General features: G+C 67.4%; 7 protein-coding genes. 5 read left to right on the top strand and 2 right to left on the bottom strand.

The window, feature by feature from the left end; all coding sequences use genetic code 11:
* Nucleotides 1-79 precede the first annotated feature (79 nt).
* Nucleotides 80-1819 carry a GAF domain-containing protein gene (locus ACFYNP_RS16370; protein WP_388786007.1) on the top strand — a complete coding sequence of 580 codons (1740 nt, stop codon included), beginning with the start codon at nucleotides 80-82 and terminating at the stop codon, nucleotides 1817-1819.
* Nucleotides 1820-1828: 9 nt separating this feature from the next.
* Here the strand turns inward: ACFYNP_RS16370 and ACFYNP_RS16365 are convergent, their stop codons facing one another.
* Together ACFYNP_RS16365 and ACFYNP_RS16360 are read right to left on the bottom strand one after the other, a co-directional pair.
* Nucleotides 1829-2521 carry a response regulator gene (locus tag ACFYNP_RS16365; RefSeq protein ID WP_388786005.1) on the bottom strand — a complete coding sequence of 231 codons (693 nt, stop codon included), beginning with the start codon at nucleotides 2519-2521 and terminating at the stop codon, nucleotides 1829-1831.
* A gap of 866 nt (nucleotides 2522-3387) precedes the next feature.
* The gene (locus ACFYNP_RS16360; protein WP_388786003.1) at nucleotides 3388-3882 is read right to left on the bottom strand and encodes an STAS domain-containing protein; all 495 of its coding nucleotides are present in this window, start codon (nucleotides 3880-3882) and stop codon (nucleotides 3388-3390) included.
* A 1782-nt stretch (nucleotides 3883-5664) separates the two neighbouring features.
* Here ACFYNP_RS16360 and ACFYNP_RS16355 point away from each other — a divergent pair.
* The 4 genes from ACFYNP_RS16355 (at nucleotide 5665) to mgtA (ending at nucleotide 12961) form a co-directional block, all read left to right on the top strand.
* Nucleotides 5665-6531 carry a slipin family protein gene (locus tag ACFYNP_RS16355; protein WP_388786001.1) on the top strand — a complete coding sequence of 289 codons (867 nt, stop codon included), beginning with the start codon at nucleotides 5665-5667 and terminating at the stop codon, nucleotides 6529-6531.
* 127 nt (nucleotides 6532-6658) lie between these two features.
* Nucleotides 6659-7567 carry a universal stress protein gene (locus ACFYNP_RS16350; RefSeq protein WP_388785999.1) on the top strand — a complete coding sequence of 303 codons (909 nt, stop codon included), beginning with the start codon at nucleotides 6659-6661 and terminating at the stop codon, nucleotides 7565-7567.
* Nucleotides 7564-9939, top strand: coding sequence for a phosphoketolase (locus ACFYNP_RS16345; protein ID WP_388409514.1), 2376 nt, complete (start codon nucleotides 7564-7566; stop codon nucleotides 9937-9939). Before ACFYNP_RS16350 ends, ACFYNP_RS16345 begins: the two co-directional genes overlap by 4 nt.
* Nucleotides 9940-10285: 346 nt before the next feature.
* Complete coding sequence (gene mgtA, locus ACFYNP_RS16340; protein WP_388785997.1) at nucleotides 10286-12961, top strand: magnesium-translocating P-type ATPase; 2676 nt, start codon at nucleotides 10286-10288, stop codon at nucleotides 12959-12961.
* Nucleotides 12962-13502: the final 541 nt, after the last annotated feature.

Below are 13502 nucleotides of genomic sequence, written 5' to 3'. Positions count from 1 at the left end.
CCGAGGTGAAGCCGCATGGAGGGAGGCTTACGGTGAAGGGGAGCAGTGTGTGCTGCCGTCCTCGACGTCGGAGGTATCCATGGCCGGGGAGGGGGGAGCTTCGGCTCGGAACGGGGTTCCGAGCTTGAGACTCGACGAACTCCTGGACGAACTTCAGGCCCGTATCGACGACGTGCGAGGAACCCGCGACCGATTGAACGGCCTGCTGGAAGCCGTCATGTCGGTGGGACGCGAACTCGACCTGGCACAGGTACTGCGCGGCATCGCCGAAGCGGCCGTCGTCCTCGTGGACGCGGAGTACTGCGCCCTCGGCGTCATCGGAGCCGACAAGAAGCTGGCTCAGTTCCTGCCGGTCGGGATCAGTGACGAGCAGCGGGTACGAATCGGGGCCCTGCCGTCCGGGCACGGGCTGCTGGGCGAGCTGATCCGGCACCCGGAACCGCTCCGGCTCGGCGACCTGTCGGAACATCCCGCCTCGGCCGGCTTTCCCGAGCACCATCCGCCGATGCACTCCTTCCTCGGAGTTCCGATCAGGGTTCGCGACGAGGTGTTCGGCAACCTGTACCTGACCGAGAAGCGGGGTGGCGCGGACTTCGGTGCGGAGGACGAGGCCGTCCTGTCCACCTTGGCCGTCGCCGCCGGCATCGCGATCGAGAACGCCCGCCTCTTCGAGGAAGTGCGGCTCAGGGAACGCTGGCAGCAGGCCAACTCCGACTTCACCAGCGCCCTGCTGTCCGGCTCCGGTGAGAGCGCCGTCCTAAAAGGCATGCTGGCGCGTGCCAGCGATATCACCCAGGCCGAGCTGTGCGTCTTCTACCTCGTGGGGTCGAGCGGTGAACTGCGCGGGTCGCTGGCCCTGGGCGAGGGGGCGGAGGCACACCAGGGCATGGCGCTGCCCAGCAACGAGGGCACCCTCGCGGCCGCCGCGGCCGGCACGGAAAAGGGCCTGGTCGTGGTCGCCGATGTGGCCACGGACGAACGCATCACCGTACAGCGCGACCGCTGGAAGGGGTTCGGTCCGGCGGTGGCGGTCACCGTCGGGACGAAGGAGAAGTCGAGTGGCGTGCTGATTCTGGCGCGGCGCACCGGGCGGCCGCCGTTCGCGGCGGCCGAAGTCGAGCCGCTGGCGGGGTTCGCCGGTCAGGCGGCCCTGGCCCTGGAGCTGGCCGACCGACGCCGTGATGCCGAGCAGATGAGTCTGTTGGAGGACCACGATCGGATCGCGCGAGACCTGCACGACCTGGCCATCCAACGGCTTTTCGCCACCGGCATGACACTCCAGAGCATGCAGAGGCTCGTGGAGCATCCGCTGGCCGCGGAGCGGCTGACGCGGGCGATCGACGATTTGGACGCCACTATCAAGATCATCCGCTCGACCATCTTCGGGCTCAGGGAGCACGGGGAGAGCCGAGCGGAGGACAAGCTGCGGCTCCGCGTCGCGCGGGCCGTCGGCGCAGCCGCCGCAGTGCTGGGATTCGCCCCGGCCCTGCGTGTCGAAGGGCTGATCGACACGGATGTCCCGCACGGGGTTGCGGACGATGTCGTAGCAGTGGTTGGCGAGGCGCTCACCAATGCGGCCCGGCACGCCCGGGCCACTCACGCGGAGGTGACCATCACCCTCGTCAGGCGTGTGCTGACAGTCGTGGTGGGGGACGACGGGGTCGGTCTCGGGGAAACCGACCGACGCAGCGGACTGCGCAACCTCGCGGAACGTGCCGAGCGGCTGGGGGGCGCGCTGGCCATCTCGCCGTACGCGGGTGAGCGCGGCACCCGGCTGGAGTGGCGGGTTCCGGTCGAACCTGACGGGCGGCCGGGTTGAGCGCAGGCGTCAGGGGGACGTCTCGTCGTGCTCGTGCACCTGGGCCGCGATCACAGCCGCTTGGACGCGGCGTTCTACGCCCAGCTTGGAGAGCAGCCGGGAGATGTGGTTCTTGACCGTCTTCTCGGACAGGTAGAGGCGCCCCGCGATCTGCCGATTGGTGAGGCCCTCCCCGATGAGCTGGAGGACGGAACGCTCCCGCTCGGACAGCGCGGCGAGGCGTTGGTCCTGGGCAGGCTTGTCGGCCTCGGGGTCCCGGAGCGAATGCATCAGCCGGGCAGTGGTTGCCGGATCGAGCATGGACTGCCCGGTCGCCACCGTGCGTACGGCGGAGATCAGGTCGCTCCCTTTGATCTCCTTCAGCACGTACCCTGCGGCCCCTGCCATGATCGCGTCGAGCAGGGCGTCCTCGTCATCGAAGGACGTGAGCATGAGGCAGGCGAGCTCCGGCATGCGGGAGCGCAGCTCGCGGCACACGGTGATGCCGTCACCGTCGGGCAGTCGTACGTCCAGCACCGCGACGTCCGGTCGCAGAGCCGGGCCCCGGGCCAGTGCCTGCTCGGCCGTCGATGCCTCGCCGACGACTTCGATCCCGGGCTCGGAGTCAAGGAGGTCGTGCAGACCACGCCGAACGACCTCATGGTCGTCGAGGAGGAACACCCGGACGGGTGCCGCGGCGGATCCTGCTGGTGTCTCGGACATCCGTACCCCTGGGGTCGGCTCGGGCCTCAGCCAAAATTGTCCCAGCACCCCGGGAAAACAACCCGTCGAGCCGGACTTCGTCGAAGGGGCCGAAGGGAGCGCTTCATGACGCCGATCTCCTTGCAGGAGGCCTTGCGGCCCACGGCCACGGCCGTGTGGGTCATGACGTCGCTGACGGTGTACCGGGACGCTGGCATGGCTGACTCCTCGCCCAGTCCCCTCAGGCGGGCCCGATGTTCCGTTGACAAGGTGGCAGTAATCCGTGTCCGGGACTGGGCGCTCAAGGTGGCCTCCTTCGCGTCTGCTTCGAGTCTCCGGCGCGGCAGCGCGTGCGAGCAGGGCCGAACGATCCACATCCAGCGCTGGACGGCCTCCACGCCTCTGCTTCAGCATCACCAGGGGCGGCAGCGACGCTGAGGGGCTGCCGGTCCCGGCACGTTTGCCGGGACCGGCAGATGGCCGACTCCGGAACAGCCTGGCGGTGAGGTGTCCGGTGTCCCCAACCTCGTCCTCGCGGTGCATACGCCCGATGAGGACTTGGTCGTCGGGGGCCTCGTAAGAGCAGCCCACTTCCTTCTGCCTCTCGCTCCACTGCCCGACGACGACCTTCAAGGGCTCGGCGTCCATGCCGAGGACGTCGGCGTAGGAGTAGACGGTGGTGCCGTTGTAGTCCCCACTGTGCTCAGGGCCCACCAGGACCTCGTTCTGGGGAGCCTGGAGGGTTGAGGACAGGTCGTCGGCAGGCGGCTCCTGGGCCACCGCTACCACGCTCACCTGGCGCGGTGACCCAGCCACGAGCTCCTCCGCTGCATCGGCCGCTCCACCGCACCGGGACCGCAGTCAGTGTGCGGCAGCCTGCGGACTCCTCAGCCGGATGTGCCGGCCCCGGCCCCGGGCCCGTAGCCCCTTCCACGGCCGTCCCAGTCGCCGCTGTCGATCAGCCGGCCTGTGCGGCCATCGGATGGCGGTTGCTGACCGGGATTTGGGACGGGCGGGGCTGCGCACCAGCACTCAGCCGCCTCTGCAACGCTGTGCATGGGACGGAAGGCATCGGTGAGCCGTGCCAGGCGCAGGAGGCGCAGGACCGGCGGGTGGGGGCAGACCAGGCGGAGTTCGCCGTGTCCTGCGATGACGCGGCGTCTGGCCCGGCACAGCAGGCCGAGTCCGGCGCAGTCGAGAAAGGTCACGTGCGTGAGGTCGATGACGATCAGTGGCTCGGCGCGGCTGGTGTGCGCGTCGAGATACGGCGCGATCGCGATGGTGGCGGCGAGGTCGATCTCGCCGCGGAGTTCCACGACGGTGCACTCCCCGCTGCGGTAGACGTCTAGGTGCTGGCGGGGAAGCGGGGTGTTGTGGAGCATGGGTGCCGCCTCGGTGAGGCCCGCCGCAGGGGAGCTGCGCGCGGGGAGTGGCGCAGGAGCGTGGGGTCACCGGGGTCCGGGGCGACAAGACTGGTCAGCTAGGAGGGGGTCCGGGAGCATGTAGTTGTTCTCCCCTTGTGCGATGCCCTCTGCGGCATGAGCGCCAACCCATCAGCCTGGCGTAGGTAAGTACTAGTTTCGTGGCCCTTTCCCGCCGTTTCGGGCAGGCCCGGCGGGGATGGCCAGCAATCTCCTGTCTCTCTGACCTGGATCGGCGTAGCGGCGCAACAGTTCTGGCGTCTGGGCGCTTTGATGCGTGCCGCGTGCCTGCTGACCGGTGTTCGTCTCTGTGTGCGGCCATCGGCTTCGACGGCCGAGGGGCCGCCCCTGCACGGGGTGGGTGGCTGCTGTGCGAAGGCGACAGCCTTGACCCGGTATGCGGCGAACGCACGGTCGGGTCGCGCGGATTCGGCTTCGGGCACGGTGACCACGGGGCAAGGAGCATGCCGTACGCATTCGCGGGCCACGGGGCCAGCCCAGATGTTCGGGCGTCGTTGCGTTGCCCGCGTCCCACGTCGGGCCTCGGCTGCTGCCCAGCAGTGAGCGTGGATCGAACTCTCCGAGCCGTCGACTCCCACAACCCGGCCGTACGGAGTCGCTTCTCGAACCCCGACCACGGTTTACCCTCACGAACGTTGTCGGGTACGGCAGGTGTGGTCGGAATCCCGCTGTTGCGGTGTGTGACCTGCCTCGTACGAGTGGCTCTCGGCTTGGCCGCCGCGCACAACGGCTGTATCCGGCTGGTAGGCCAGAATGCGATTCAGGGGTTCGGGCCGGTTGGCCGTAGCGCCGGCTGCGTGCCCTGTGCGCTGGGACCGTCGGCGCAGTCACTGCCGAACACTCCTCACGGGCAGCGCCCGGTGGCATGGGATGCCCGGATTGTGAACGTGCTCCCAGGGACGGACTGGACTGTTGGCCTCAGTGGGCTACTGGATTGACGGAGGTGGCCGTGTCACGGGCGCAGTGGTTACGCAACAGCCCGTCCTTGTGCACAAGGCCAGCCCTTGGAAGGCCCCTTGGGGGTTCTGTTCCGCGGGAAGGTGCCGGAGACCGGTGGACGATCATCAAGTTCGTTGTGCAGCTCGTGGACTCCCGCTGGGACAGGCGGAACTCGCGGTCCCGCGTCAAGCTCGGTGTCTCTGTCGCGCCTCGGGCTCTGCCTCGAATCTTGAACGCGGAGTTCGCGGCTGGTGCCAGCGCAGGTAGAGGAAAGGGGAGGCGCGCTCGGAAGCGATGTGATCGTTGTCCGAGGCCAGAGGGCCGACGGCGGATGCTTAAGCGATGGAGCTGTGTGAGGTGTCGAGCCGCGCCTCACGCTCGCCTGGTCGGCCCTTTCGCCCTAGCGGGGTCTCTCGTGTGAAGGTCGCGTTGAAGGACCCGGTGAAAGCGCTGTACGCACTGGACCCGACCGTGCTCGTGATGCGCCGAACCACTGTTGGCCTGCAGGCCTGGGCGAAGGCATTGGATCTTCCACTTCACTCGTGTCGTCAGCACGCGGTGCCGGCGCTGCCCAGGGCTGGGCAGTGGGTGAAGGAAGTGTGGACCATTCGGTCCCTGCCGGGTCCCGGAGGCTTGCGTAATGCTGGGGATAGAGGTGCTCGTCGCTTGCAGCCGAACCCGCGTAGCCCTCTGGGTGGAGCAGACGGAAATGGTTCTGCTGTGCACTCTCGTTGAGGGGCCTCGCGCGGGCGCGACGTGGTCCTCATTGTGAGGAGGAGCGCCATGGGCGCTTTGATCTTTGTTCTGATCGTTCTCGCCGTAGTGGCGCTGGTGGGCCTGGCCATGGCCCTCAAGATCGTCAAGCAGTTCGAGAAGGGTGTGTTGTTCCGCTTCGGCCGGTTGTCGGGAACCAGGGAGCCGGGCCTGCGGATGATCGTGCCGTTCGTACACGTTCTGCACCGGGTGTCGCTGCGGATCGTCACGATGCCGATTCAGTCGCAAGGGATCATCACCCGGGACAACGTCAGCGTCGACGTCTCCGCGGTCGCCTACTTCCGGATCGTGGACGCGACGAAATCGGTCATCGCGATCGAGAACGTGGGCTCTGCCATCAACCAGATCGCACAGACCACACTGCGCAAGGTCGTCGGCCAGCACACACTGGACGAGACGTTGTCGGAGACCGACCGCATCAACATCGACATCCGCGAGATCCTCGACATCACCACCACCGACTGGGGTGTCGAAGTCACTCTGGTCGAGCTGAAGGACATCCAGCTGCCCGACAGCATGAAACGCGCGATGGCCCGCCAGGCCGAGGCCGAGCGGGAGAAGAGGGCGAAGATCATCAACGCGCAGGGCGAATCGCTGGCCGCAGCGGCACTCGGGGACGCGTCGGACATCATGATGGACCATCCGCTGGCGCTCCAACTGCGCAATCTGCAGAGCCTGGTGGAGATCGGCGTCGACAAGAACACCACGGTCGTCTTCCCCGCCCCCCTCATGAGCACCATTGGCGAACTCGGATCGTTCCTCGCGAGGGAAGTGGCGGCAGCGGGAGCCGCGGCCCCCGTCCAGCCGCCGGCCCTGAGCCCGGACATCAACGGCATCGTCGCGGGTCCCGTGAACGGGAAGCCCGAAATGGTGTGAGAGCGACAGGCAGCTCGTGGCGACCGGGCCGCAAGGTCCCGTGGGGACTGCCCCGCGGGGCCTGCGCGCCCCACCCCGTCCCGGTGGCAGGGCTGGACATGGCCGGGGCTGCTCTTGAGGAGGAATCATGGCCGGCGCGATGCATCTCAGTCCGGAGCCCCGTTCGGTGGCTGTCGGTGTCGATGGCTCGCCCAGCGCCCGAACGGCGGCGCTGTGGGCAGGAGCCGAGGCCGCGAGGCGCGACAGCACTCTGCACATCTTCCACGGCGCTGATACCGCCGACCGGATCTTCTATCTGACGGCGGACATCATCGAAGACATCCACGTCGCGGGTCACGAACTGCTTGAGGCCACAGCGTTGGCGGTGTCGAAGCGGTTCCCGGGACTGGATGTCACCACGCAGTACAGCCGCAGGGACCCTGTCTACGGGCTGCGCCGACTGGCGGAGAAGTACTCGATGATCGTGGTCGGTCATCGTGGTCTGGGCGGATTCGAGTCGCTCAGGTTGGGGTCGGTGGGCCTGAAGACGGCGACCGGCGCCACCACGCCCGTCGTCGTGGTGCGAGGCACGGCCAACGCCCAGGCGCAGGACAGTGTGCTGGCCGCCGTACGCGACGAACACGACATCGACTGCGCTCGCCAGGCCGCCTCCGAAGCAGAGCTCCGCAAGGCGTCTCTGCGGCTGCTGACCGTCTGGGACATCTTCCAGTACACAGGAACGGTCGTCACCATGCTCGATGACGTCGGCGAAGTCGCGGGCCGTCGGCTGCGGAGCCTGGAGACCGTTGCTGACCGTGTGCGCAAGGAGTATCCGGGCTTGGCCTTGAACGTGGACGCTGAGAAGAGCGTGTCCGTGGCCGGTGCCCTGGTCGAGGCGTCGCGTACGGCTGACCTGTTGGTCGTTCGTGGCAGACGATCGCCAGGTCACATCGGGCCCGCTCTGGGGCACACAGCACACAGCCTCCTGCACCATGCGCACTGTCCGGTGGAGCTCATCCCGCGGCACGACGAGGACGAAGGGAGCGAAGCCCCGTGAGCGACGTCGTTCAGACCCTGTCCCCGGAACTGCTGCACCGTATGGACGCGTACTGGCGGGCGGCCAACTATGTGTCGGTCGGGCAGCTCTACCTCTACGACAATCCGTTGTTGAGGCGGCCGTTGGAGTTGGCCGATGTGAAGCCGCTGGTGGTCGGCCACTGGGGCACCACACCAGGCCAGAACTTCATCTATGCGCATCTGAACCGGGTCATCAAGAAGTACGACCTCGACATGTTCTACGTCTCCGGGCCGGGCCACGGTGGTCCGGCCGTGGTGGGTAACACCTACCTGGAGGGCACGTACAGCGAGATCTACCCGGACGTCACACAGGACGAGGCCGGCTTGAGGAGGCTGTTCACCCAGTTCTCCTTCCCCGGCGGCATCTCCAGCCACGTCGCCCCGACAACGCCCGGGTCGATCCACGAAGGCGGAGAGCTCGGATATTCCCTCAGCCACGCCTTCGGCGCCGTGTTCGACAACCCTGGTCTGATCGCGGCGTGCGTGGTGGGTGACGGAGAGGCGGAGACGGGGCCGCTGGCAACTGCGTGGCAGTCCACTCGGTTCCTCGATCCGGTCGGCGACGGGGCCGTCCTGCCGATCCTGCACCTGAACGGATACAAGATCAGCAACCCGACGGTACTGGCCCGCATCCACGACGACGAGCTGGCGCAGTATCTGCGCGGCTGCGGCTGGGAGCCCCACTTCGTGTCGGGCGACGATCCCGAGACGATGCACGAGCTGATGGCCACCACGCTGGACCTGGCCATTGAGGACATCCAGCGGATCCAGGAATCCTCCCGCGCCCGCGGGGGAGAGGACCGTCCCCGCTGGCCGATGATCGTCCTGCGGTCTCCCAAAGGCTGGACCGGCCCGAAGACCGTCGACGGCCTGCAGATCGAGGGCACGTTCCGTTCCCACCAGGTCCCCTTGCTGGTCGATGCCGCCCACCCCGAACACGTGAGCCAGCTGGAGAGCTGGATGAAGAGCTACAAGCCCGAGGAGCTCTTCGATGAAACCGGCCGTCTGCTGTCCGACTTGGCGGAGCTGGCGCCGGCAGGGGACCGAAGGATGAGCGCCAACCCCCACACCAACGGCGGCGTCCTGCTGCACGATCTGCGGATGCCCGACTTCCGTACGCATGCCGTGGACGTTCCGGCGCCCGGGGCGGTCAGCGGACAGGACACCCTGGTCCTGGGGCGTTTCCTGCGCGATGTCATCGCCTGTAACGAGGAGCGGCGCAACTTCCGGATCTTCGGACCTGACGAGACCCTCTCCAACTTCCTGGGGGCGATCTTCGAAGAGACCAGTCGGCAATGGAACGCCGGCACGGAGCAGGGAGATGAGTTCCTCGCACCGTCAGGGCGCGTGCTGGACTCCATGCTCAGCGAGCACCAGTGTCAGGGCTGGCTGGAGGGGTACCTGCTGACGGGGCGTCACGGCCTGTTCAACTGCTACGAGGCGTTCATCCACATCGTCGACTCGATGTTCAACCAGCACGCCAAGTGGCTGAAGGTCACCAAACAGTTGCCCTGGCGCCGTGACATCGCCTCGCTGAACTACCTTCTCACCTCGCACGTCTGGCAGCAGGACCACAACGGATTTACCCACCAGGACCCCGGCTTCCTGGACCACGTGGTGAACAAGAAGGCCGACATCGTCCGGGTGTATCTGCCTCCGGACGCCAACTGCCTCCTGTCCGTCATGGACCACTGCCTGCGCAGTCGGCACTACGTGAACGTGGTGGTGGCGAGCAAGCGCGCGATGCCGCAGTGGCTTTCCATGGCCGAGGCCGTCGTGCACTGCACCGAGGGGATCGGCATCTGGCCGTGGGCCGGCAACGACGAGGGCGGGGAGCCGGACATCGTGCTGGCCTGCTGCGGAGACACGCCGACCCTGGAAGTGCTGGCAGCGGTGTCGATCCTGCGCGAGCACCTGCCCGAGGTGTCGGTCCGGGTGGTCAATGTGGTCGACCTGATGAGGCTGGAGTCCGACAGGAAGCATCCGCACGGGCTCAGTGACCGGGACTACGACGCGCTCTTCACCCGGGACAAGCACATCATCTTTGCCTTCCACGGCTATCCCTGGCTGATCCACCGCCTCACCTACAGCCGCACCAACCGCAACCTGCACGTGCGCGGCTACAACGAGGAGGGCACCATCACGACGGCCTTCGACATGCGGGTGCAGAACCACCTGGACCGCTTCCACCTCGTACAGGACGTCATCGACCGCCTGCCTCAACTGGGCTCCCGCGGCGACTACCTGAGGCAGCGGATGAGCGACCGGCTCGTCCAGCACACCCATCACATCGCGTTGCACGGGGTGGACCTGCCCGAGATCAGAGACTGGACCTGGGGTGAACCCCGGTGAGCAGTCCGACAGAACAACGCAGGTCGAGCGCCTGTGACGCAGTTCGAACCTGTCCCGCAGGGACGGTATGCGCCGACCGGTGCCTGCCACCTCCAATGGGGCCGAGTCTCGGCTTGGGCACGGCCGCGGCCGTATGTCGCACGCGGTTGCGGAGTCTCGCGAGGAGGGGCGCGAACGCGGTCGCGAAGTCAGGTGGTCGATGCGTGCGATGCTGGAATGATCTGCCGCGTCCGAGGCTGTGCGGAGGTCGTGCCCTCGGCGCGCGTGCGGTGTTCCTCAAGATGGCGACCGGTATGGCGCAGCAGTTCCACCAAGGCCAACACGGCGCCTTCACCTGCGGAGGGGAGTGGGTGAGGCGGTGAAGGTCGCGGCCCAGGGGATCCCCCCGACAGGTTCGGCGGACGGCATCGTGTCCGCCGGGATGCTGCCGGGCGTTGAGGTCCTGCGGGAGGTGGGCGTCGATGCCGTCCGTGGGCTGGGTCCGGAGGAAGTCGCCCGGCGGCAGGCACAGTTCGGCCCCAACGCCGTGTCATCGCACAAGGCCCGGCTCCTCCCGGTGCTGTGGCATCAGCTGCGCTCTCCTCTGCTCGGGCTGCTCCTGGCTGCGGCGATCGCGTCCTCCTTGGTGGGGGAGCGTGGCGATGCGGTGATCATCGGGGTGATCGTGGCGGTGTCGGTGGGGCTGGGATTCGTCAATGAGTACCGAGCCGAAAAGGCCGCCGAGGCTCTGCACTCGCAGATTCACCACGAGACGGTAGTGGTGCGCGGCGGGCGGGCGGCGTCGGTCGATGTCGCCATGTTGGTGCCCGGTGATGTGGTGGAGCTGCGTCTCGGCGATGTCGTCCCGGCTGATGTTCGGCTACTGGAAGTGACCGGTCTGCAGTGCGACGAGTCGATACTGACCGGGGAGTCGCTGCCCGTGAGCAAGGGCACTGCCTCCGTGCCGGTCGGGACCCCGCTGGCGGAGCTTGCCGGGTGCGCGCTGATGGGGACCGTCATCCGCGTGGGCAGTGGTCGCGGGGTTGTGGTGGCGACGGGCGTGAGGACCGAATTCGGCAAGATCGCCGCCGGTCTTGGCACGCACCAGCTCGATACCGAGTTCCAGGTCGGCCTGCGCCGGTTCTCGCTGCTGCTCGTGTCTGTCGCGGGTGCCCTGACCGCCTCGATCTTCGCGATCAACGTGGTCCTGCACAAGCCGATCATCGACGCGTTGCTGTTCTCGCTGGCCATCGCGGTCGGTATCACTCCGCAGCTACTGCCCGCCGTCGTCTCCACCAGCCTGGCCGCCGGCTCACGACGTATGAGCCGGCACAAAGTCCTGGTCAAGCGGCTGGTCTGCATCGAGGACCTCGGCGACGTCGACGTGCTGTTTACCGACAAGACCGGCACCTTGACGCTGGGCAGGATCGAGTACATGCGCGCCGTGCCCACCGACGGCCAGGATCCGGACACGGTGCTCCGCTGGGGACTCCTCGGCACCGAGAACTCGATCCAGGGCGACCAGGACGCCGCGGGAAACCCGCTCGACCAGGCCCTGTGGCGCACCCCGGCCGCGGCCCAGGAGAAGGCCGTGCTGGCCGGCTACAGCCGCCTCGCGGTGCTGCCCTTCGACCACGAACGCCGCATGGTCTCAGTCCTCGTAAGTGATGGGTCCGGCCAGGCGACCCTGGTCACGAAAGGGGCTCCGGAAAGCGTTCTGGAGCGCTGCGACGACGTCCCGGCCGCCGCTCGCGAGGCGCTGGCAGCGGAGTTCGCGGCCGGCAACCGAGTCATCGCCGTAGCCATACGTCCCGCCGTAACGGAAGCAGCGGTCATCCGGCCCGATGACGAGAACTGCCTCACCCTGGCCGGGCTCCTGGTCTTCCTCGATCCGCCCAAGCCGGATGCGTCCGCAGCGCTGGGCAGGCTCGCCGCGCTCGGTATCGCTGTCAAAGTCGTCACGGGCGACAACCCCGCGGTCGCGGCCAAAGTCTGCCGCGACCTCGGACTCGGCTCGGGCAGGACCATGACGGGTCCCGAGGTCGACGCTCTGGACGAGACCCGGCTCGCCGAAGCGATCATCTCGACCACCGTGTTCGCCCGCGTCAGCCCCGAGGCCAAGGCACGCATCGTGCACGCCCAACGCCGCAGTGGTGGCGGCGTGGCCTTCCTCGGGGACGGGGTCAACGACGCTTTGGCCCTGCACGCGGCCGACGTGGGGATTTCCGTGGACTCGGCCACCGATGTCGCCAAGGACGCGGCCGACGTGATCTTGCTGGAGAAGGACCTCGGCGTTCTCGCCGACGGCGTGGCCGAGGGCCGGCGGATCTTCGCCAACACCATCAAGTACGTGCTGATGGGGACCTCCAGCAACTTCGGCAACATGGCATCTGCGGCCGGCGCCTCCCTGTTCCTGTCCTTCCTCCCGATGCTGCCGTCCCAGATCCTCCTCAACAACCTTCTGTACGACAGCAGTCAGCTGGCGATCCCCACCGACAACGTCGATGAGGAACAGCTGCGCAAGCCCTCCCACTGGGACATCGCCTTCATCCGTCGCTTTATGATCCGCTTCGGCCCGCTCAGCTCCGTGTTCGACTTCGTCACCTTCGCGGTCATGCTCTGGATCTTCCATGCAGGCCCAGCCCAGTTCCGATCCGGCTGGTTCGTCGAATCGCTGGCCACCCAGACCCTGGTCATCTTCGCGATCCGCACCCGCCGCATCCCCTTCTTCCGCAGCCACCCCAGCCTTCCACTGACCCTGGCCGCCCTCGCCGCCGTGACGGTCGGCGCGCTGCTTCCCGCTACCCCGCTGGCCCACACACTCGGCTTCCAGCCGTTGCCGGGAGCGTTCTTCGCCGCACTCGTCTGCATGATCCTCGCCTACCTCGTCCTGATCGAAATCGGCAAGCACTTCTTCTACGCCGCGGCCTCCGCCCCCACTCACCGGCATGCTCGCTACGGATTCCATCGTCATCTGCGCCGCCGCGCCGCCTACTTCAGCACGGCTGAACACCAGCCCGAACACACCCCCACCCGGCCATGACAGGTGCCAGAAGCCGTCCCGTGGGTCTCCGGCTTCTTCACCAGCGCGGTTGCCCAGGTTCGAGCGGAGCCCGGCGGGTCCGACCTGCGATGTCTGTCTTTCCGCCGGCTCTCAACTCTGCGGGTACACGCCTGGTCGACCTGCCGCGCTCCATTGAAGGTGGCGGAGATTACCCGGCGGGGAGACCCGCTGGGCACGCGGCAACTGGCGGTATCGCTTGACAGGAGTTCTGGCGGATCGCGCCGATCGGTTGGTTGCTCAGCCCGAGTCTGTGCGGGGGCGCCGTAGGGCATGGCGGCGCCCTTGTAGAGGGCGTAGCCTCAGTGTCAGGTCCCAGACCCTGGCCACTCGGGTGAAAGTGTGAACCTTCGAGGCAGGACCAGACCGGGTTCTTCCCTCCTGCGGCTGACCACTTTCACGCTCACACCTGCGGGAGGCACGGGAGGCACTCATGGGACGCGTTAACCACCTGTCGTTGGTACCCGTGGCTGTGGCCACGGAGTGCGGTCGGACAGGCACTGATTCGCTGCCCGGAACAGGT

Origin of the sequence: Streptomyces sp. NPDC006691, assembly GCF_042869955.1 — a bacterium.
GTDB lineage: Bacteria > Actinomycetota > Actinomycetes > Streptomycetales > Streptomycetaceae > Streptomyces.
This window is presented reverse-complemented; position numbering and strand designations above follow the sequence as displayed.

What these genes read in the sequence shown, in the direction of transcription:
- ACFYNP_RS16370 (WP_388786007.1), top strand. Translation starts at nt 80, where the DNA reads ATGGCCGGGGAGGGGGGAGCTTCGGCTCGGAACGGGGTTCCGAGCTTG.
- ACFYNP_RS16365 (WP_388786005.1), bottom strand. Translation starts at nt 2,521, where the DNA reads ATGTCCGAGACACCAGCAGGATCCGCCGCGGCACCCGTCCGGGTGTTC.
- ACFYNP_RS16360 (WP_388786003.1), bottom strand. Translation starts at nt 3,882, where the DNA reads ATGCTCCACAACACCCCGCTTCCCCGCCAGCACCTAGACGTCTACCGC.
- ACFYNP_RS16355 (WP_388786001.1), top strand. Translation starts at nt 5,665, where the DNA reads ATGGGCGCTTTGATCTTTGTTCTGATCGTTCTCGCCGTAGTGGCGCTG.
- ACFYNP_RS16350 (WP_388785999.1), top strand. Translation starts at nt 6,659, where the DNA reads ATGGCCGGCGCGATGCATCTCAGTCCGGAGCCCCGTTCGGTGGCTGTC.